At 56.5% G+C, this 19,919-nt stretch carries 24 protein-coding genes; 11 read left to right on the top strand and 13 right to left on the bottom strand.

The window, feature by feature from the left end; translation table 11 throughout:
- Positions 1 to 75: 75 nt before the first annotated feature.
- Together HKX44_RS00270 and deoD are read left to right on the top strand one after the other, a co-directional pair.
- Positions 76 to 420, top strand: coding sequence for an H-NS histone family protein (locus tag HKX44_RS00270; RefSeq protein WP_276149302.1), 345 nt, complete (start codon positions 76 to 78; stop codon positions 418 to 420).
- Positions 421 to 651: 231 nt separating this feature from the next.
- The gene (gene deoD, locus HKX44_RS00265; RefSeq protein WP_276149301.1) at positions 652 to 1,356 is read left to right on the top strand and encodes a purine-nucleoside phosphorylase; all 705 of its coding nucleotides are present in this window, start codon (positions 652 to 654) and stop codon (positions 1,354 to 1,356) included.
- A gap of 9 nt (positions 1,357 to 1,365) precedes the next feature.
- Here deoD and HKX44_RS00260 read toward each other — a convergent pair whose 3' ends face one another.
- The 12 genes from HKX44_RS00260 to HKX44_RS00205 all read right to left on the bottom strand — a co-directional run bounded on the left by HKX44_RS00260 (position 1,366) and on the right by HKX44_RS00205 (position 11,611).
- On the bottom strand, positions 1,366 to 2,214 hold the full coding sequence (locus HKX44_RS00260) for a DUF1989 domain-containing protein (RefSeq protein ID WP_276149300.1): 849 nt from the start codon (positions 2,212 to 2,214) through the stop codon (positions 1,366 to 1,368).
- Positions 2,211 to 3,857 carry an FAD-binding dehydrogenase gene (locus HKX44_RS00255; protein ID WP_276149299.1) on the bottom strand — a complete coding sequence of 549 codons (1,647 nt, stop codon included), beginning with the start codon at positions 3,855 to 3,857 and terminating at the stop codon, positions 2,211 to 2,213. The genes HKX44_RS00260 and HKX44_RS00255 overlap by 4 nt, the downstream gene beginning before the upstream one ends.
- A gap of 161 nt (positions 3,858 to 4,018) precedes the next feature.
- Positions 4,019 to 4,234 (bottom strand): hypothetical protein, encoded by a 216-nt coding sequence (locus HKX44_RS00250; RefSeq protein ID WP_276149298.1) that lies wholly within the window; start codon positions 4,232 to 4,234, stop codon positions 4,019 to 4,021.
- 72 nt (positions 4,235 to 4,306) lie between these two features.
- Positions 4,307 to 5,086, bottom strand: a complete 780-nt coding sequence (locus tag HKX44_RS00245) for a succinate dehydrogenase iron-sulfur subunit (protein WP_276149297.1) — start codon at positions 5,084 to 5,086, stop codon at positions 4,307 to 4,309.
- An 81-nt stretch (positions 5,087 to 5,167) separates the two neighbouring features.
- A complete protein-coding gene (locus HKX44_RS00240; protein WP_276149296.1) occupies positions 5,168 to 5,968 on the bottom strand; it encodes an FkbM family methyltransferase in 801 nt (266 codons plus the stop codon).
- Between the two features lie 3 nt (positions 5,969 to 5,971).
- Positions 5,972 to 6,358 carry a hypothetical protein gene (locus HKX44_RS00235; RefSeq protein ID WP_276149295.1) on the bottom strand — a complete coding sequence of 129 codons (387 nt, stop codon included), beginning with the start codon at positions 6,356 to 6,358 and terminating at the stop codon, positions 5,972 to 5,974.
- On the bottom strand, positions 6,318 to 6,611 hold the full coding sequence (locus HKX44_RS00230) for a hypothetical protein (RefSeq protein WP_276149294.1): 294 nt from the start codon (positions 6,609 to 6,611) through the stop codon (positions 6,318 to 6,320). The genes HKX44_RS00235 and HKX44_RS00230 overlap by 41 nt, the downstream gene beginning before the upstream one ends.
- On the bottom strand, positions 6,611 to 8,416 hold the full coding sequence (gene sdhA, locus HKX44_RS00225; RefSeq protein WP_276149293.1) for a succinate dehydrogenase flavoprotein subunit: 1,806 nt from the start codon (positions 8,414 to 8,416) through the stop codon (positions 6,611 to 6,613). Before sdhA ends, HKX44_RS00230 begins: the two co-directional genes overlap by 1 nt.
- 41 nt (positions 8,417 to 8,457) lie before the next feature.
- Positions 8,458 to 8,829 (bottom strand): succinate dehydrogenase, hydrophobic membrane anchor protein, encoded by a 372-nt coding sequence (gene sdhD, locus HKX44_RS00220; RefSeq protein ID WP_276149292.1) that lies wholly within the window; start codon positions 8,827 to 8,829, stop codon positions 8,458 to 8,460.
- 12 nt (positions 8,830 to 8,841) lie between these two features.
- Positions 8,842 to 9,225, bottom strand: a complete 384-nt coding sequence (gene sdhC / locus HKX44_RS00215; RefSeq protein WP_276149291.1) for a succinate dehydrogenase, cytochrome b556 subunit — start codon at positions 9,223 to 9,225, stop codon at positions 8,842 to 8,844.
- Between the two features lie 415 nt (positions 9,226 to 9,640).
- Positions 9,641 to 10,603 carry a malate dehydrogenase gene (gene mdh, locus HKX44_RS00210; protein ID WP_276149290.1) on the bottom strand — a complete coding sequence of 321 codons (963 nt, stop codon included), beginning with the start codon at positions 10,601 to 10,603 and terminating at the stop codon, positions 9,641 to 9,643.
- A 177-nt stretch (positions 10,604 to 10,780) separates the two neighbouring features.
- On the bottom strand, positions 10,781 to 11,611 hold the full coding sequence (locus HKX44_RS00205) for a PRC-barrel domain-containing protein (RefSeq protein ID WP_276149289.1): 831 nt from the start codon (positions 11,609 to 11,611) through the stop codon (positions 10,781 to 10,783).
- Between the two features lie 135 nt (positions 11,612 to 11,746).
- Here HKX44_RS00205 and HKX44_RS00200 point away from each other — a divergent pair, with 135 nt between their 5' ends.
- A complete protein-coding gene (locus HKX44_RS00200) occupies positions 11,747 to 12,502 on the top strand; it encodes a sulfite exporter TauE/SafE family protein (protein WP_276149288.1) in 756 nt (251 codons plus the stop codon).
- Between the two features lie 213 nt (positions 12,503 to 12,715).
- Here HKX44_RS00200 and HKX44_RS00195 read toward each other — a convergent pair whose 3' ends face one another.
- Positions 12,716 to 13,048, bottom strand: coding sequence for a hypothetical protein (locus HKX44_RS00195; protein ID WP_276149287.1), 333 nt, complete (start codon positions 13,046 to 13,048; stop codon positions 12,716 to 12,718).
- A gap of 331 nt (positions 13,049 to 13,379) precedes the next feature.
- Between HKX44_RS00195 and HKX44_RS00190 the strand changes: the two genes are divergently transcribed.
- From HKX44_RS00190 to HKX44_RS00155, 8 genes are all read left to right on the top strand, one after another.
- Positions 13,380 to 14,237 carry a CoA ester lyase gene (locus HKX44_RS00190; protein ID WP_276149286.1) on the top strand — a complete coding sequence of 286 codons (858 nt, stop codon included), beginning with the start codon at positions 13,380 to 13,382 and terminating at the stop codon, positions 14,235 to 14,237.
- A 4-nt stretch (positions 14,238 to 14,241) separates the two neighbouring features.
- Positions 14,242 to 14,799 carry an NnrU family protein gene (locus tag HKX44_RS00185; protein ID WP_276149285.1) on the top strand — a complete coding sequence of 186 codons (558 nt, stop codon included), beginning with the start codon at positions 14,242 to 14,244 and terminating at the stop codon, positions 14,797 to 14,799.
- Between the two features lie 10 nt (positions 14,800 to 14,809).
- Positions 14,810 to 15,013 carry a DUF1737 domain-containing protein gene (locus HKX44_RS00180; protein WP_276149283.1) on the top strand — a complete coding sequence of 68 codons (204 nt, stop codon included), beginning with the start codon at positions 14,810 to 14,812 and terminating at the stop codon, positions 15,011 to 15,013.
- The gene (locus HKX44_RS00175; protein WP_276149282.1) at positions 15,013 to 16,044 is read left to right on the top strand and encodes a MaoC family dehydratase; all 1,032 of its coding nucleotides are present in this window, start codon (positions 15,013 to 15,015) and stop codon (positions 16,042 to 16,044) included. The genes HKX44_RS00180 and HKX44_RS00175 overlap by 1 nt, the downstream gene beginning before the upstream one ends.
- 359 nt (positions 16,045 to 16,403) lie before the next feature.
- Positions 16,404 to 17,597, top strand: coding sequence for an ADP-forming succinate--CoA ligase subunit beta (sucC, locus tag HKX44_RS00170; protein WP_276149281.1), 1,194 nt, complete (start codon positions 16,404 to 16,406; stop codon positions 17,595 to 17,597).
- A gap of 22 nt (positions 17,598 to 17,619) precedes the next feature.
- Complete coding sequence (locus HKX44_RS00165; protein ID WP_276149280.1) at positions 17,620 to 18,156, top strand: hypothetical protein; 537 nt, start codon at positions 17,620 to 17,622, stop codon at positions 18,154 to 18,156.
- A 332-nt stretch (positions 18,157 to 18,488) separates the two neighbouring features.
- Complete coding sequence (gene sucD, locus HKX44_RS00160) at positions 18,489 to 19,376, top strand: succinate--CoA ligase subunit alpha (protein WP_276149279.1); 888 nt, start codon at positions 18,489 to 18,491, stop codon at positions 19,374 to 19,376.
- Between the two features lie 58 nt (positions 19,377 to 19,434).
- On the top strand, positions 19,435 to 19,899 hold the full coding sequence (locus tag HKX44_RS00155) for a DUF805 domain-containing protein (protein WP_276149278.1): 465 nt from the start codon (positions 19,435 to 19,437) through the stop codon (positions 19,897 to 19,899).
- Positions 19,900 to 19,919 lie beyond the last annotated feature (20 nt).

Here is a 19,919-nt window from a genome sequence, read left to right as displayed (position 1 = left end):
CACAAATTCGGCCTTTTCTTTAGGTATCGTTTGGTTAACTCCTTTTCTTCTATTGTGTTGAAAAGGGGTTTTCCTGTGCATATCGAACTAAAATCAATGACTCGTAAAGAGTTGGAAAAACATCTTAAAGATGTACAGAAAGCATTGAACGCGGCCAAGGCCCGCGACTATCGCGAGGCCCGCAAAGCGGCCGAAAAAGCGGCTGCCGAATTCGGTTTCTCACTCGACCAATTGGCCGACGACACGGCGAAACCGCGAAAGACCGAAAAGGCCAAAACCAAGAAAACAAAGGTGAAATCCAAGCCGATGTTTGCCAATCCGGACGATGCAAGCCAAACTTGGACCGGCAAGGGTCGCCAACCCAACTGGTTCCGTGAAGCGGTGGCGAACGGTGCCTCGCCCGATATGATGAAAATTTGAGACTAAACGACCCAATTATTGAGACCTCACCGATGGTTGTAGTCGCTGAGGTCTCAATACGGCGAAAATTTCCCAAAAACTGATTCGAATTCACGTCCGACTTGAGTGGCGCGCACGCGCATTGCGAGCATCAAAAACGCACCACACACGCCACGCGGGTCTATCTGCATTTCCTATTGCCCTAGACCTCTGCAAATGCACTTAATTGGCAAACAAAAACAGGAGCTTCCAATGACCGTTCATATCGGTGCCGCCCCCGGAGAAATTGCACAAACTGTCCTGATGCCGGGCGATCCATATCGCGCCAAATGGGCCGCAGAGACGTTTTTGAAAGACGCCAAACTGGTTAACGAAGTGCGCGGGATGCTGGGCTTTACCGGCACATGGAATGGCAATCCGGTAACCATTCAGGGTTCGGGGATGGGCATGCCATCGCTGTCTATTTATGCAAACGAGTTGATCAGCAGTTATGATGTGCAAACGCTTGTGCGCATCGGGTCTTGCGGTGGGATGCAACCGCATGTCGGTATTCGGGATGTAATTGTTGCAATGAGCGCCAGCACTATCACCTCCCCTTCTTCCGGTATTTTTCGCGAATTGAATTTTGCGCCGACGGCGGATTGGTCTTTGTTACAAGCCGCCGTCAAAGCAGCCGAGGCGCGGGGCACAAAAACCCATGTGGGCGGAATCTATTCGTCAGATGTCTTTTATGCCGAACGCCCCGATCTGGATGAACAGATGGTGCGTCATGGTATTCTGGGCGTCGAGATGGAAGCCGCAGAACTTTACACCTTGGCGGCCCGTCATGGCCGGCGCGCATTAGCCGTGCTGACCGTTTCCGACCATTTGCAAACCGGTGAAGCCCTGCCGTCAGAAGACCGCGAAAAGACCTTTGGCGATATGGTAGAAATCGCGCTGGAAGCCGCATTTTCCTAAGCGTCAATGTCAAGGCCCGTGCGTGCGATCATATCCATTCACAGGATTGGTCGCGCGGGCCTTGATCACCTCCGTTTCAGGAGCGAACACCTCGACCAGCAGCGGGTAACAACGGGCGACATCCGATGAATGCTCTGCCGAGCAATCACCACCCGGGCAGGCACTCAGTGCGCCCAGCACATCAATTTCAGCAAAGAATTCAAGGTAATCACCCGGGCGCACCGGGCTGGCCTTCATAAAATACTGGCCGGTATCGCGGGTGAATCCGGTACACATAAAGACATTCAAAACGTCATGTACATATGGTTCGGCCTCGCTCAGGGGCACCTCCAGATGGGCGGCCAAGGCGCGGGTCAAATTGGAGTGGCAGCAATGATGGTAGTGCCCGCCTTTCAGCAAATGATGGGTATAGGGGTCACAGCGGGTGCCAATCACGTCATGCACCGATCCACCAAAGGCATCTATCCCGTACCAATCGAGCGTATCGCGGGTAATCGTCGCCATCGGGCGCAGATAGGGAAAACTCGACCACATCTGCTGACCCGAGGTGATATGCGTGCCATGCAGGGCCCGGGTCTTGCCGGAATAAAACCGTTCGTTCAGGTCGGTGGCATTCCAAAGGTTCAAATCGCCCACCTGCGGCCCCTCAACCGAAGAGATACGAAAGAAATGTCCAGCAGGCACGCTAAAGGTGGCCGCATCACGCGGGGCCACCAGCACCTCGTCTGTCTTACGCAAGCCGCTGCGGGCGCTTTCGTACGGTGCCATATCAGGCTGCGGCAAGGTCTCTACAGGATAGCAGATGACCGGCTGGACCGCGCGGCGCGCCTCGGCGTCTTGTGGTGTGTTGTCTCTCATGCGTTTTGTCCCGCGATACGGCCTGAAAACAGGCATCCCCCTAAAAATGTCCCCTCAAGCGCGTTATACCCATGATATCCGCCCCCGCCAAAACCGCAGACTTCGCCGGCGGCATAGAGCCCCGGCAAAACCCTGCCCTCTGGAGTCAGTACACGCCCCTTGATATCAGTATGCAAGCCGCCCAAGGATTTGCGTGTGAGAATGTTCAGGCGCACCGCAATCAGCGGACCGTTTTGCGCATCCAAGATCGCATGTGGTTTGGCCGTGCGGATCAGCCTGTCACCACGATAAGCACGTGCCCCCCGTAGGGCGGTGACTTGCGCATCCTTGCTAAACGGGTTGGTCAATTGCGCATCGCGGCTGATGATCTGTTGGCGCAAGCTTTCCAGATCAAGCGGTTGATCCGGGGTTAGACGGTTCATCCCCGCCACCAGTGTTTCCAGATCATCCGCAACGACAAAATCCGCGCCCTTGTTCTTGAACGCCTCGACCGCCGGCATGGCCCCCTTGCCAAGCCGCGCCTTTAGCACATCCATCCAGCCGCCATCGGTCAAATCGGGGTTTTGCTCCGATCCGGACAGGGCAAACTCTTTTTCTATGATTTTTTGTGTTAGGATGAACCACGAGTGTTCACCGGCCTGAAGGATACGTTTGAGGGTTCCCAAAGTGTCAAACCCCGGCAGAAACGGTGCCTCCATCCGCTGGCCCTTGGCGTCAAACCACATTGAGGATGGACCGGGGAGAATGCGAATACCGTGGTTCGGCCAGATCGGGTTCCAGTTTTGCACCCCTTCACAGTAGTGCCACATGCGGTCCTCATTGATCAGCCCCGCCCCCGCCGCTCGGGCAATGCCCTGCATCTTGCCATCGACATAATCCGGCACACCGGCCACCATCATATTGGGCGGTTTGCCCAGCCGCGCCACTGGCCAGTTTTCCCGCACCCGCGCGTGATCACCACCGATCCCGCCCGTGGTCAAAACAACTGCCGCGGCATGATGCTCAAAACTGCCAATAACCTCGCGCGATGTGCTTTGCCCCCGCGCCGCTGTTGTGTCTTCCAGCACGTCACCGTGCAGGCCTGTGACCGCGCCGTCGGTGGTAACCAACCCCGTCACGCGATGGCGGAAACCCAGTTTGAGCTGTCCGGCGGCGGCATATTCGGTCATCCGTTTGACAAACGGTGCAATGACGCCCGTGCCAGTGCCCCAGGTAATGTGAAACCGTGGCACCGAATTGCCGTGCCCATGGGCCAGCGCCCCACCCCGTTCGGCCCAACCCACGACAGGAAACCATCGCATCCCCAGATCGAAACACCATTGCCGCATCGGGCCTGCCGCCCAGTCGACAAATTGTTCTGCATAAAGGCGCGGATTGACGTCTTCGAGGCGGTCAAACTGTGCCGACCCCATCCAGTCATTCAGGGCCAGTTCCGGACTGTCCTTGATCCCCATGCGCCGCTGTTCAGGCGTGTCGACCATGAACAAGCCCCCTAAAGACCAGAACGCTTGCCCGCCAAGGGATTGCGGTGCCTCCTGATCCAGCATCAGCACCTTACGCCCGCGCGAAACCGCCTCATGTGCGGCCACCATGCCGGCAAGCCCCGCCCCTACGATGATTACATCTGCCTGAAAATCGCCCATGGTCTCTCCCCGCTTTGGAAGAGCTTATAGCGTTTCGAGTAAAACTTGAATCACTTGTTCGCCGCCTCTCCTGCTGGTCGAGCGCGAAAAGTGCTGCGGGATGCCTCAAACTCAAATAGCTTTGGTGTCGTTACGCCCCCGTTGTTGAGGCGAACGCAGTGTTACAGCTTGGCCCGTCCCAGCTGCGCCAGACACTCGCGGGGCGCGCCGGTGCTGCGAAAGGCCTCCTGCCCGCAGGTAATGCAATTGTAACGGATTAAAGCGCCATCGCTCTCGTGCCGGTTCTGGCGCCACCGGCAGCGACGCCGGTCCTTATTGCGGTTGGCGTAGATGGCCACAGCAATCACAACGATGATCAGGAAGGGAAGGAAAAGCACCGGCAGCCCTTGTCGGCCACTGGCGGTCCCGACACAGAGACAGGACCGCCGGAGGCAAGCATATGGTTCAGGTTAAACCGTGCGCTCAACCATCAGTTTCTTGATCTTGGAAATGGCTAGCGCTGGGTTCAACCCTTTGGGGCATGTTTTGGCGCAGTTCATAATCGTGTGGCAGCGGTACAGCTTGAACGGATCTTCAAGCTCGTCCAGACGTTCGCCAGTCGCTTCGTCGCGGCTGTCAATGATCCAGCGATAGGCGTGCAACAAGGCGGCTGGCCCAAGGTAGCGGTCGCCGTTCCACCAGTAGCTGGGGCAGGATGTTGAACAGCAGGCACACATGATGCACTCGTAAAGCCCGTCCAGCTTGGAGCGGTCATCCACCGACTGCTTCCATTCCTTCACAGGTGCCGGCGTTTCGGTCTCAAGCCACGGCTGAATGCTGGCATGCTGGGCGTAAAAATGCGTCAGGTCGGGGATCAAATCCTTGACCACGGGCATATGTGGCAGCGGGTAAACCTTAACCGCGCCTTTCACTTCCTCCACGCCGTAAGTACAGGCCAGCGTGTTGATGCCATCGATGTTCATCGCACAGGACCCACAAATCCCCTCGCGACACGACCGGCGGAAGGTCAATGTCGGGTCGATCTCGTTCTTGATCTTGATCAACGCGTCCAAAATCATCGGGCCGCAGGTGTCCATATCTACAAAATATGTATCGACTGCCGGGTTCTTGCCGTCATCCGGGTTCCACCGGTAGATGTGGAATTCCTTAACGTTTGTCGCCCCGGACGGCTTTGGCCATGTCTTGCCGGTTGTCATCCGCGAGTTCTTGGGGAGTGTCAGCTGAACCATGTCGCGTCTCCATTTTTCTGGGCAGGCTTGCCCGTTTCATCCGTTTTGCCACCTGCGGCGGCGTTTCATCAGGCTGTTTTCCTATTGGCGGACAAACAGCGTATTTTGTTCGGCTTGCAGGGTGATTTCAAAACCCAACCCCTTGATCTGTGCCACCAGATCGACGTTCCATTCGTCCGCATGTGCGGTTTCAACCAGCATCACATCGGGCAGCCAGCCGCCCGCATCCAACAGCGGCCCAAGGGCCGCAACCTCGGCCCCCTCCACGTCAATTTTCAGTACAGAAACATCATAGTTTTCCGCGCCATTAACAAAATCTAGCAAAGGACGAACCGGTACCAATGTGGCACCGTCCTGCCCCGCCTTAATGGGCATCAGTGAAGCCTGTCCAAAGTTGCGCTCGCGAAAGTTCAACATCGCTTCGCCGTCACCGCTGCCAAGTGCGCAGCCTTCAATCCGCACAACTGTCCCGAGATTGTTCAGCCGCACGTTATGTCCCAGCCGGCCAATCATTGTTGGGTTCGGTTCAAATGCGATGACGCGGCTGTCCGGACCGGCGGCATAGGCCAGAGGAATAGTGTAAGCTCCTGAATTTGCGCCGATATCCAGCACAAAGGTGTTCTTGCCCTCAACGATCTCAGTCAAGGCCATCAGGGATTTAACTTCGGGCGGATGGCCATCGCGCCAGATCATCCTGTCGGTGAAATTGTCGCGCGGATCAACATACATGCGCACGCCCGCAAATTCGATTTCCTCGGGCGGCAGGATCGGCACCAGTTTGCGCCGTGTCGGGCGGTCGGCGCTGCGAAACAACGCCCGCAATCTTTCGGACATCAGGCCCGCATCAATCGGGTTGGGAGTTGTATGTGCTGGCGTGTTCATAGGTCAGATGATCCCGCTGCTCAGGGCCGAAGCCTGAAGACATTTAACGGTCTCTGGCCGCGCAAGAACCGTGCGCACCGTCTCCGCTGTTTGATCATCAACACCCAACACAGCTGCCTTGGCAAAATCACGAATTTCCAGGGCTGAAGAGTTGTCGATAATGCAATCTGTGAACGGGGTGATCAGCTGCTTGGGGACTTGCGGAAAACGTGTCGCCAGCGTTTCGGTAACAACGCTTTTGGCCCCCTGTCGCGCGGTCGAGTCAACGGCCTGCTGCACGGGGGCGCAGGCTGTGACGGTCATCAGAAATGCAGCTGCTGCAATTGCCTTCATGATCACTGCGCAATCATCAGTCAATCGGCCTGCCGTCGACACAATAAAGCGTGCCACGGTACATGCCGTTGAATTTTGGCGGGCAGCCGGGAACAGTATAGCGCACTGTGCTGCGCACCCGCTTGGGCTGGCTTCCGTTGGTTCTGTCCTTGGCGCGGTATTGCTTGGCCGGACGTGCGTTCACCTCGCCGACATAACCTTTTGCCCCGACATATGTGTCGCTGTGACCCTCGGCTTGCACGGCCAGCGGCATGGTAATGGCGAGGGCAACCGCCCCCGCAAGTGCCCGTAGTTTGAACGCGATCCCCATCAATATACCCTCGCCTTTGGTGCGATCTTTTTCAGGTCGATCCCACCCTCGTCTTCTTGGGTCAGCGGGTTCAACTGAACACCGCGATAGCCAAGCGTGGCATCGTTGCCTTTGAACCATGTAAGCGAGTGCTTGCGCCAGTTCTTGTCATCACGGTCCGGATAATCCTCGTGGGCATGGGCACCACGGCTTTCCTTACGTGCGGCGGCGGCAGTAATCGTTGCCGTTGCGTTGGGCATAAGGTTTGTCAGCTCAAGCGTTTCCATCAGATCCGAGTTCCAGACCAGTGACGTGTCGGTGACATGCAGATCGTTCAGCTTGGCTGCAACACCTTTCATCTTTTCTTCACCTTCCGCCAAGGTTTTGTCGGTACGGAAAACGGCGGCATCTGCCTGCATAGTTTTCTGCATCTCAAGGCGCAGGTCCGCGGTTGGGATTTGTCCCTTGGCGTAACGCAGCCCGTCAAACCGATCAAACGCCGCCTCGACAGAAGCTTTGTTCGGCGTTGGCACGGCGGTTTTCGGATCGACAATCTCCGCCGCGCGGATAGCGGCAGCCCGGCCAAAGACCACAAGGTCGATCAAGCTGTTCGAGCCTAAACGGTTTGCACCATGCACAGAGGCACAGCCTGCTTCCCCCACTGCCATCAGGCCGGGGGCAACTTTGTCAGGGTTGTCGTCCGTTGGTGCCAGAACCTCGCCCCAATAGTTGGTTGGAATGCCGCCCATGTTATAGTGAACCGTTGGCAGAACCGGGATCGGTTCTTTGGTCAGATCAACACCGGCAAAGATACGCGCAGATTCCGAGATACCGGGCAAACGCAGGTCCAGCGTTTCCGGCGGCAAGTGGTTCAGGTGTAGGTGAATGTGGTCGCCGTTTTCGCCAACACCCCGCCCTTCGCGGATTTCCATCGTCATACAGCGCGAAACCACATCACGCGATGCCAGGTCCTTATAGGTCGGGGCATAGCGCTCCATGAAGCGTTCGCCTTCTGAGTTGGTCAGGTACCCGCCTTCGCCACGCGCCCCTTCCGTGATCAGACAGCCCGCGCCGTAAATGCCGGTTGGGTGGAACTGCACGAACTCCATGTCCTGCAAAGGCAGGCCCGCACGTGCCGCCATCCCGCCACCATCGCCGGTACAAGTATGCGCAGACGTGGCCGAGAAGTAAGCGCGGCCATAACCGCCTGTGGCCAGCACAACCATCTTGGCGCTGAACAGGTGCATGGTGCCGTCATCCAGTTTCCAGCACAGAACACCCTGACAGACACCGTCATCCGACATGATCAAATCAATGGCGAAGTATTCGATAAAGAATTCCGCGTTCTGCTTAAGCGACTGACCGTAAAGAGTGTGCAAAATGGCGTGGCCGGTACGGTCCGCCGCGGCACAGGTGCGCTGTACCGGCGGGCCTTCGCCAAATTCAGTGGTGTGGCCGCCAAAGGGACGCTGATAAATCTTGCCCTCTTCGGTCCGTGAGAACGGCACCCCGTAGTGTTCCAACTCATAAACCGCTTTGGGGGCCTCGCGCGCCAGATACTCCATCGCATCCGTATCACCCAACCAGTCAGACCCCTTAACAGTGTCATACATATGCCACTGCCAGCTGTCGGGGCCCATGTTGCTCAGGCTGGCGGCGATGCCACCCTGTGCCGCAACGGTGTGCGAGCGGGTCGGGAAAACTTTGGACACACAGGCGGTACGCAACCCCTGCTCTGCCATGCCCAATGTCGCGCGCAAGCCAGCCCCGCCAGCGCCCACAACAACCACGTCATATTCGTGGGTTTCATACTCATATGCGGCCATATCGGTCTTCCTTCGGGAAATAGGTGGTCAGTGCGCCAGAATTACAATGCGAGACGGGCGATGGCGAAAATGCCAACCGCCGCCGCGCCATAGCTCAGGCAGGTCACCAGAATAAGCGCGACTTTCTGTGCGGTGCCATGCACATAGTCTTCGATCATGGTTTGCGCACCGTCGTTAAAGTGCTTAAAGCCGACGACCAATGTCAGCGCCGCGATGATCGCAGGGGCCGGGCGGCTGTAATAGGTGGTGATTTCCTCATAGGTGCCACCAAGGGCCGCCCCAAAGGTGAATACGAACAGCGGGATCAGGATCAGCAATGCCACTGCGCTGACCTTCATGGACCAGAAATGTGCGGTACCGGTTTTCGCGGAACCAAGGCCCTGCGCGCGCTTGCGGTCTGTCAGATATGCCATGTGAACTCTCCCTTACACGATCAAGGCGGTGAGGATGGTCAGAACCACCGAACCAATCAGACAGGCCAAACCCAGCTTTTCTGCGGTCTTGATGTCCATCCCATGCCCGTTGTCCCAGATCAGATGCCGAATGCCCGCCAGCGTGTGATACCACAGGCCCAGCAGGGACAGGAACATGATCAGATCACCGAACCAGCTGGTGACAAACCCGTTCGCAATCGCAAAGTACTCAGGCGAACTGGCTGCGGCCAGAAACCACCAGACAATCATAAGGGCCGCGACAAGCATCGCATTTCCAGTGATCCGCGTCAGGATCGAGGTCATCGAGGTGAGTTGCGGACGGTAAATCGTCAGATGTGGCGACAGGGGACGATTGCCCCGGTTTACATCGGCCATGGCACAGGTCCTTTAAGGTGGCTACAGAAAGAGTGGCTGTATAATTTCATTCATTGGCACAAGTCATAACGGATTTTAGAGCGGTGTCACGGGGGTCGATGCATTTGCAGCGCGGTTTCACCGACAATTGCAGTTAAAAACCAGCACAATACCATTATGTCACAGCATTTGTGATCACACCTGAAACCACTGTGATCACAAACACGGTAACATTTCTACCGACTCAACCTTCTTGCGGCCCCGACCGATAGCAGATGTCAGATTTGCACAGGCTTTGCCACATCGCCACGGCAGAGTGATCACAAAACCGCCCACCCTGCCAAGAGGTGCTTTCACTTCTGTATCCGCCACTGTATCGGCCACAAAAAACGCGCCCTAAAGGGGCGCGTTTCAATCTTGCAAACATTTTGGCGGCTTAGCTCAGGCTGTCGTCGATACCTTTACACGCATCAACCAGACCTTTGACCGCGTTTACGGAATTGTCGAACATGGACTGCTCGTCCTTGTTCATCTGGATTTCGACAACACGCTCAACACCGCCGGCACCGATCACTGTGGGGACGCCAACATAGAACCCGTCCAGACCATAGGAGCCATTTACATAGGCCGCACATGGCAGAACGCGCTTTTGGTCTTTCAAATAGCTTTCCGCCATTTCAATTGCGGATGTTGCAGGCGCATAGAAGGCAGAGCCGGTCTTGAGCAGACCAACAATTTCGGCACCGCCGTCACGGGTGCGCTGAACAATCGCGTCCAGTTTCTCTTGTGAGGTCCAGCCCATTTTCACCAGATCCGGCAGCGGGATACCGGCAACAGTTGAATAACGCACCAGCGGCACCATCGTGTCGCCGTGGCCACCCAGAACAAACGCGGTGACGTCTTTCATGGACACTTTGAATTCATCCGCAAGGAAGTGGCGGAAGCGTGCGGAGTCAAGAACGCCCGCCATGCCGCAGACCTTTTCATGTGGCAGGCCGGAGAATTCGCGCAGCGCCCAAACCATCGCGTCCAGCGGGTTGGTGATGCAAATCACAAACGCGTTTGGCGCATGTGCGGCGATGCCCTCGCCCACTGATTTCATAACCTTCAGGTTGATGCCCAAAAGATCGTCGCGGCTCATCCCCGGTTTACGGGCGACACCAGCAGTCACGATACAGACGTCAGCACCGGCGATATCAGCGTAATCCTGCGTGCCGGACATATTGGCGTCGAACTTGGCGGATGGGCCCGATTCGGCGATGTCGAGGGCTTTGCCCTGCGGCACACCATCAGCGATGTCGAACATTACAACGTCGCCAAGTTCCTTGAGAGCTGCGAGATGCGCAAGCGTGCCACCGATTTGCCCGGCGCCGATTAACGCGATTTTGGCTCTGGCCATGATAAGTCTCCGTGAGGGTTAATTTGTCGTCGAGATAACGAAATGCGCGGCAGCCTGCAAGTTGCGTGGTTTTCCTACCATGATGCAATGCAGGGAACTTGGCGGATTAGCCCCGCCCAGACGTGTCAAAGGCTACCAAAACCGGTAGCCTTTGACGTGCATAAATGCACTTGCATATTAGCTCTGGTATTCTGGCAGCGCTTCCAGTTTTTCCTCAGTGCTGTCGATGTAAAAGCGGTATTCATCGCCATCTACACCTTTCAGGATCTGGATTTTCTCAAAGCTCACTGCAACCGGCTTTTCACCAAGGCCAAGGAAACCGCCGACGTTGATCACAGCCTGAGAAACCTTGCCATCGTCATCCATAAGCAGCTGGCCGATCTCGCCCACGGTTTCATCGTTCGCGCCATAGACATAGGCACCCTGCAATTTTTCCGCGGTCAGCTGCTTTACCTCGACCGGATCAATCTCTGCATAACCTTCACGTTTCATCATCGGGCGGGTCAGCGCGTGATCAGCAGACTTTTCCATGTCATTGTGCGCCATGTCTTTGTTGTGCGCCATCTCTTTGCTGTGGTCCATGTCGGCGTCAAATACCGGCGCATTTTCAAGCACTTCTTTGGATGTGGTCACAACCAGAAAGCGGTCATCGGCATCGTCTTTCTCCTGGACGACCTTGATCGCATCCATGGAGACGGTCACGTCACGCTCGCCAAGGCCCAGAAAACCGCCGACCCCAAGGACAACCGCGCGGATTTTGCCGTCTTGGCTGACGATGATGTCATTGATTTCGCCGATGTCGTCCCACTCGGTCTCGCCACCGTCGTTGATCATGTAACCGTTGGCGATTTCGGTTTCGCTGTTATAAATCCGCATACCAATCAGATCAGACGCAAAGAAGTCGCCGTTTTCAAATTCTACCGTTCCAAAGTTCGCGGCATGACCGTCCGCATATGCGGTACCGGAAAGGGCAAAAAGAACTGCGGTGGTGCTCAGAAAGCGTTTCATATTTGTTACTCCATTTTGTCTTGGATGATTATCATCCGTCTGCCCTACCAACGCGCCCTCCTGAAATTCGTTCCGATAAATTTCAATTAATTCCTCTTGCTATAAACTTTGACATAACAGCCTATAATCTATGACATGTTTGAGCTTGATTTACTGTTTTTCTGCGTCGCCGGTCCCGCTGTTGTTTTCGCTGGTATCTCCAAGGCAGGGTTCGGATCGGGCGCTGCTTTTGCCGCGGCTTCGGTCCTGGCACTGGTCGTCCCACCAGAGCTGGCCTTGGGTATCATGTTGCCGCTGTTGATGTTGATCGACGTCTCGTCACTAAAACCCTATTGGCGCAAATGGAGCGCGGCGGATGCGAAACTTTTGATCATCGGCGGCCTTCCGGGGGTGTTGGCCGGTATTCTGTTGTACCGCGTAGCCTCGGCAGATTTACTGCGGTTGATGATCGGTTTGGTTTCGGTGGCTTTCGTGCTTTGGCACCTTGCCCTTTCGACAGGCTTGATACGTTTGGCAAAAAACCGGATGCCGGATGGCGCAGGATTGTTTTTCGGGGCGCTGACCGGGTTCACCACGTTCATAAGCCACGCCGGCGGACCACCGGCAGCTTTTTTCCTGCTCAGCCGTGGCTTGAATAAAACCCAGTTCCAAGCGACGACCGTCATCGTTTTCTGGGTTCTCAATATTGTGAAGTTCTTACCTTACGCCGTGCTGGGCATGTTCACGACCCAGACGTTTCTGGCCAATCTTGTCTTGGCACCCTTTGCGTTTTTGGGAACATGGCTGGGCGTACGCGCTCATTTACTGGTGCCGGAGCGGCTGTTTTTTGCGGCGACTTATATTCTTCTGTTGCTAACCGGCGGAAAACTGATCTGGGACGGGCTGTCTTAGGGTGACCAAAGTGTCCGGCCTTTAACCTGAAGCGTTTCGTATCACCGATGTCCCGAGAACACGCAGCGCGGCAGGGTATTGGGGATTCATGTTTAAGGTCGGGCGCTGTAGGATCTCAAATCCGAGGTCACAAAAAAGGCGGGTGCCATGCCCCGCCTCTGCTCCAAATGTGCCAGATCAGCTGTCCATCATAAATGCCGTATGTTCATGCGTTCACGCGTCGTTGCCCTTCGCCGGCATGACCTCGGCCACGGTTTCAAAAGACTGCCCCGATGCCACCAGACAGGTTAGTCCCCCCGGTGAGGTTACGGTGATCGTCCAACTGCCCGTCTCAGCCGAGGCATAAACCTCGACCATGGCATTGTTGGACCCCAAACCGACGGATTGCCGTGTCTCGCCATAGCCGTCGGCCAATCGGTCCATCACGGCCTGTCTCGGTGCGCAGTTCCTTGTGCCTTGGGCCGCAACATCTGTGGTGGTTACCAGATACAAGACCGCTGCCGCCGTCAGCCCGCCCAAATTGAGTAGTTTTCCAATACTGTTCATCCTATGTGCCTTCATTCGAAAGGCCGCACCCAAAGGTCCTCGGACCAAATCCGGATTTTTCCGGCGGGACCCGGGTGGCCCAGGTTATGATATCCGTGCGCGCGCCCTTCGCCGCTGTTTTCTGACGGCCTTGCCAGAACGGCGCTCCCCATAGAGTGCGATGGCGTCACATTGCCGCGGATGGCTGAACTATTGGTTAATGCGGCGTCCCGGATCAGGGGAAACTCCTGCAAAATTTGATCCTTGCTGCATTGCGGCACGATTCCGGTTGAACTATTTCGAAAAAAATGGCCCTTTGCGCGCAACTTTATGACCCAACCGGAGTTCACCCATGTCAAAGATCACCCGCCCGCTGCGCTCTGTCCTCTATATCCCCGGTTCAAAAGACCGGGCTTTGGATAAGGCACGCGGCCTTGCCTGCGACGCAATCATCTTTGATCTGGAAGACGCAGTTACCCCTGAAGAAAAGCCCGCCGCCCGCGCGACACTGGCCGCAGCCCTTGAAACCGGCGGCTATGGCAACCGGTTCAAGGTGATCCGGATCAACGGTCTGGATACCCCCTGGGGCGCGGAAGATGCGGCAGCCGCAGCCAAAATGGGGGCCGATGCGATTCTGCTGCCTAAGGTCGGCAGCCCCGCAGATCTTGACGCACTGGCGAAAATCGTTGGCGATATCCCCCTCTGGGCGATGATGGAAACCCCCGGTGCGATGTTGAATGCGGCTGCTATCGGGGCACACGGCCAATTACAGGCCATGGTGATGGGCACCAACGATCTGGCAAAGGATTTGCAAACCCGGTTCCGCGCTGACCGCCTGCCGATGATGGCCGGGCTTGGTCTGTGCTTGCTGGCTGCCAAGGCCCATGGCTGCGCTATCATCGACGGTGTCTATAACGCCTTTAAAGATGACGAAGGCCTGCGGACCGAATGTGATCAAGGTCGCGACATGGGTTTTGACGGCAAAACCTTGATCCATCCGGCCCAGCTGGACGTGGCAAATGCTGCTTTCTCCCCGTCTGAGGAAGAAATTGATCTGGCCCGTCGTCAGATTGCCGCCTTTGACGAAACCGAAGCGGCTGGCCAAGGGGTTGCAGTGGTGGACGGCAAGATCGTTGAAAACCTGCATGTTGCAACAGCACGAGAAACTCTGGCAAAGGTTGATGCAATTGCATCCCTGAACGCGGAGTGAAACTATGTTATTGTTGATCATCGGCCTGATCCTATGGGTCGGCGCACATTGGTTCAAACGGCTTAAGCCTGACGCCCGGTCTGCATTGGGCACACCGGGCAAGGGCATTATCGCCCTGCTGATCATTGCTGCTTTGGCGCTGATGGTCATCGGTTACCGGATGGCGGATTTCATCCCCGTCTGGCACCCACCGCTTTTCCTGACCCATGTGAACAATCTGGCGATGCTGCTGGCCTTCTGGGTTTACGGATCATCCGCCGCCAAGGGGGCCAAGGCGTGGCCGGCCTATAAAACCCGCCATCCACAGTTGTTGGCGGTGAAAATCTGGGCCACTGCGCATTTGCTGGTGAATGGCGATCTTGCCTCGATCATCCTGTTCGGCGGATTGCTGGCCTGGGCCGTGGGCAGCGTGATCCTGATCAACCGCGCCGAACCGGAATGGACCGCCCCCGCCCCAGCCGGACGTGCTACCTATATACGCCTTACAGTCATCAGCCTGGTGATGTTTGTCCTCGTTGCGGCGATCCACTTTTGGCTCGGCGTTTCGCCGTTTCCGTCCTGAGGAGACAGCCATGAAACTTTACCGCTTTCTGTCGGAAGAAGACACATCCGCCTTTTGCCACAAGGTCACGGATGCATTGAACAAGGGCTGGGAGCTGTACGGTTCCCCGACCCAGACATGGGACCACAAAGCAGGCGTGATGCGCTGCGGACAGTCGGTCGTGAAAGAAGTCGAGGGCACCTATTCGCCCGATACAAAATTAGGAGCCCACTAATGGCCAAGACAAACTCGGGTCGTTTCTTTGAAGATTACAGAGTCGGGCAGACCCTGCATCATGCAGTGCCCCGCACCGTAAAAATGGGCGAGCGGGCACTTTACCACATGCTCTATCCGGCGCGACATGCGCTTTATTCCTCGGATCAGTTTGCGCAATCCTGCGGCCTGCCGTTCAGCCCGATGGATGATCTGATTGCCTTCCATATCGTGTTTGGCAAAACCGTCCCTGATGTGTCGCTGAACGCCGTGGCCAACCTCGGCTATGCTCAGGGCCGTTGGCTGGCCCCTGTCTGGCCCGGCGACACCCTGCGCAGCCAGTCCGAAGTGATCGGATTGAAACAAAATTCAAACGGCAAGACTGGCGTTGTTTATGTCCGCACCACCGGTTTGAACCAGAACGACGAAGCGGTAATGGAATATGTCCGCTGGGTGATGGTGCGCAAACGCGATGTGGACGCGCCGGCCCCTGAGACGGTTGTGCCCGATCTGCCAAAGGCATTGGATGCCGGTCAACTGGTCATTCCCGAAGGCCTCGATTTCACAAACTATGACTTCACCCTTGCCGGAGAACCTCACCGCTGGGGAGATTACGAGATCGGCGAGAAAATCGACCACGTCGATGGGGTCACTGTCGAAGAAGCCGAACATATGATGGCCACCCGCCTGTGGCAAAACACTGCCAAGGTGCATTTTGACACCTCTGCCCGCCCTGACGGCACACGGCTGATCTATGGTGGCCACGTGATTTCCATGGCCCGCGCCCTGTCCTTCAACGGACTGGCAAATGCACAGATGATTGCCGGGCTGAATGGCGGCGCACATGCCAACCCCTGTTTGGCCGGTGACACAATCCGGGCATGGTCAGAAGTGCTGGACAAGGCCGAAACAGATGCGCCGGGTGTTGGTGCCATCCGTCTGCGGCTGGTCGCGACCAAGGGCGGCGATGCCTTTGCCCTACGTGGCGAGGATGGTAAATATCTGCCCGAGGTCCTGCTTGACCTCGACTATTGGGCGCTCATGCCTCTGTGACGATACGAACCGGTTGTCGGGGCCACAGCGCCCCGATGCCCTGACGGGGAATTGCACCTGCCCCGCCGCCTCGCCTAGGACAGCTTTGTGTTTCGCAAATCAGGCACGGTTTCGCCTGTCGGCCCACACAGCTATTCCGCGAAATACCCGTTAGGGGGTGGAAATTGGCCTTCTAAATACAGCCAGATCGTTTACCCGAAATTAATTTTCCCGCATTTGTGATCACACGTTTTTCTACTGTGATCACAAATGTCGCTTTCTACTGGCAATGTACTAGAAACTGCACAAGGCTGAACCGGAACCATAAGACTCACTGGCGCACCTGCCTGTGACTTGAACAAGAACGGGACCGTTTTTTCATGAACATCCACGAATATCAGGCGAAAGCCCTTCTGCGCAGCTACGGCGCACCTGTCTCTGATGGCCGCGTGGTCCTCAAGGCCGAGGACGCGAAAACCGCAGCTGGCGAAATGGACGGCCCGCTTTGGGTCGTAAAAGCGCAGATCCACGCGGGCGGACGCGGCAAGGGCAAGTTCAAGGAAGCGGATGCCGGCGAGGCTGGCGGCGTACGCCTTGCCAAATCGGTTGAGGAAGCGGCGCAAGAAGCCAAAAAAATGCTGGGGCGGACACTGGTCACGCATCAGACCGGCCCTGCCGGCAAGCAAGTGAATCGGATCTACATCGAAGACGGCTCCGGCATTGAAACCGAACTCTACCTTGCCTTGCTCGTCGATCGTCAGACGTCACGCGTGTCTTTCGTCTGCTCCACAGAGGGTGGCATGGACATCGAAGAAGTTGCTGCCAACACACCGGATAAAATCCTGTCTTTCTCTGTTGATCCGGCCACCGGTTACCAGGCGTTCCATGGCCGTCGCATCGCATTTGCGTTGGGTCTGGAAGGCAAACAAGTCAAACAATGTGTCGGCCTGATGGGCCTGCTGTACAAAGCGTTCATCGAAAAAGACATGGAGATGCTGGAAATCAACCCGCTGATCGTATCAGACAGCGGCGACCTCAAGGTGCTGGACGCCAAGGTCGCATTTGACGGCAACGCCATTTATCGCCACGCCGACATAAACGAGTTGCGCGACGAAACCGAAGAAGACGCCAAAGAACTTGAGGCCTCAAAATACGACCTCAACTACATCACGCTGGACGGCGAAATCGGGTGTATGGTGAACGGCGCGGGTCTAGCCATGGCGACCATGGACATTATCAAGCTCTATGGCTCCGAGCCTGCCAACTTTTTGGACGTAGGCGGCGGCGCGACCAAAGAGAAAGTGACCGAAGCCTTCAAGATCATCACCTCCGACCCCAAGGTCAAAGGCATTCTGGTGAACATCTTCGGCGGTATCATGCGCTGTGATGTGATTGCCGAAGGCGTTGTTGCCGCGGTGAAAGAAGTTGGCCTGAAAGTGCCGTTGGTTGTCCGTCTGGAAGGTACAAACGTGCAGCAAGGCAAAGACATCATCAACAATTCCGGTCTCGACGTGATCGCGGCGGAAGACCTGAAAGACGGCGCACAAAAGATTGTGGCGGCGGTTAAGGGCTAGGTCCGGAACGGAGAACGCTCGAATGCCTTTGGCTGTGACCACCGCTCAAGCACTTGGCCTGACTGCCCTTATCGGGGTGGCAGGCGATGCTGTCGCGGATCAGGCCAATGAGGCAATTCGGGCGTTTAATTCCTGGTGTTTTAAAGCAGGCCAAACCGAGGCAGATGCGCGGCGTAACATGAAAGCCAATGTCGCTTCGTTTACGCTGACCTTTTGGGATGACAGCCTTGCACCGCGTCCAATGGATGCACCGCAGGGTATAGAACGGCGGTGTGAGGTTGCCTTTGACGGGAACCACACCGCCCGCACCATCCCTGCCCTGCGCAAGCAGATGCGGACACCACCTGTTTTTGGTCGCAAAATACTTCTGCCAGACACGCACAGGCATCTGGAAAACACAGCACTGATCGAAGGGCGCGAACTTTTGCACGGGCGGGTTGCCGTGGTGCATGTGGGGACTCGCCGCAATTCGGGCAGAGTTACAACATTTATCTCAGTCTACCGTCTTTATGACGGCCTTGGCATTACGAAAAAAGCAGACGAAGGGACGACAGAATGAAACCAATGCGTATGACAGCAGGTGCTGCACTGATCGCAACTTTGTCTGCTTGCGCCGGCGGTGAAACGGTTGTCCGCAACGGGCCACAGGCAGTTCACCCCAGCCCGTCACATCTGGCAAACCGGCCCCAAAAGGCCGCGGCACCACGGATTCATAGCATTCAGCAAATCACCATTGTGAATGTGATAAGCCCTTGCCGCCAGACACGTTCTTGCGGCCACCACACAGCGCGCCCGCGCGCGAATGACGGGTCCACCCCCATCATCGATTGATCCTAATCCGGCGCGTTGCGCCACACTGAAACAAGACCGAATACCCAGCAAGGAAATACCATGGCCGTACTCGTCGACGAAAACACCAAAGTCATCTGTCAGGGCCTTACCGGCTCGCAGGGGACGTTCCACACAGAGCAAGCCATTGCATATGGCACCAAAATGGTCGGCGGCGTGACCCCCGGCAAAGGCGGTCAATCCCATCTGGATTTGCCGGTTTTCAACTCTGTCCACGAGGCGATGCATGTTACCGAAGCAAACGCATCGGTAATCTATGTACCTCCTCCCTTTGCTGCGGATTCCATCCTTGAAGCCATTGATGCAGAAATGCCGCTGATCGTTTGCATCACCGAAGGTATTCCGGTGCTGGACATGATGCGCGTCCAGCGCGCGTTGGAAGGCTCCAAATCCCGGCTGATCGGCCCCAACTGCCCCGGCATTATCACACCTGACGCCTGCAAAATCGGCATCATGCCGGGCCACATTCACAAGCGCGGCTCTTGCGGCGTGGTTTCACGCTCGGGGACGCTGACCTATGAAGCGGTGAAACAGACCTCTGATCTGGGCTACGGCCAGTCCTCTGCGGTGGGCATCGGCGGTGACCCGATCAAAGGCACTGAACACATCGACGTGCTGGAAATGTTCCTTGCGGATGACGAAACCCAGTCCATCATCATGATCGGTGAAATCGGTGGTTCCGCAGAAGAAGAAGCGGCACAGTTCCTTGCTGATGAGAAAAAGAAGGGCCGCTGGAAACCCACGGCTGGCTTCATCGCGGGCCGCACGGCCCCTCCGGGCCGCCGCATGGGCCACGCTGGCGCGATTGTCGCAGGCGGCAAAGGTGGTGCAGAAGACAAGATCGAAGCGATGAAAGCCGCCGGCATCGTTGTCGCCGACAGCCCCGCAACGCTGGGCGAGGCCGTTAAGGAAGCGATTGAAAAAGGCTGATACCTCGGGTCGGGCAGTTTCCCCGTCCGACCCCCACACATCTGAATGGGAGCGCAAGATGACCATGGATTTTCCCACCGCAGTACGCACCTGCCTGACGCAAAAATACGCGACCTTTCAGGGGCGTGCATCCCGTTCGGAATATTGGTGGTTTTTTCTGGTGGTTTTGATCGGCGCAGTTGTTACTCAACTCATCTGGGGCCTGCTCTATCTGATCTACACGCTTGCTATTATCTGCCCCGCGCTTGCCGCGGGTTTCCGCCGTTTGCAAGATACCGGACGTCCGGGCTGGTACATCGTCATTCCATTCGGCATCAGCCTGCTTGCAAGCTTGATGGCCCCTGACGTTCCAACTGAAGAGGCCATGGCCGCAGGGCAGATGCCCGATTTTGCAAATCTGGCATTGTTTTCAATCCTCGCCATTGTGCAATTGATAATCAGTCTTGTGTTCCTGTGGTGGCTCACCCGCCCGTCACAACCTGAAACCAATGCCTACGGCCCGCCCCCGACACCACAAACCTGACCGTCTTTGACCTTCGACAG

Source organism: Sulfitobacter sp. M05 (assembly GCF_029285175.1).
Taxonomy (GTDB): domain Bacteria; phylum Pseudomonadota; class Alphaproteobacteria; order Rhodobacterales; family Rhodobacteraceae; genus Sulfitobacter.
Note: the sequence above shows the minus strand (reverse complement) of the source record. Positions and strands in the feature narration are given on the sequence as shown.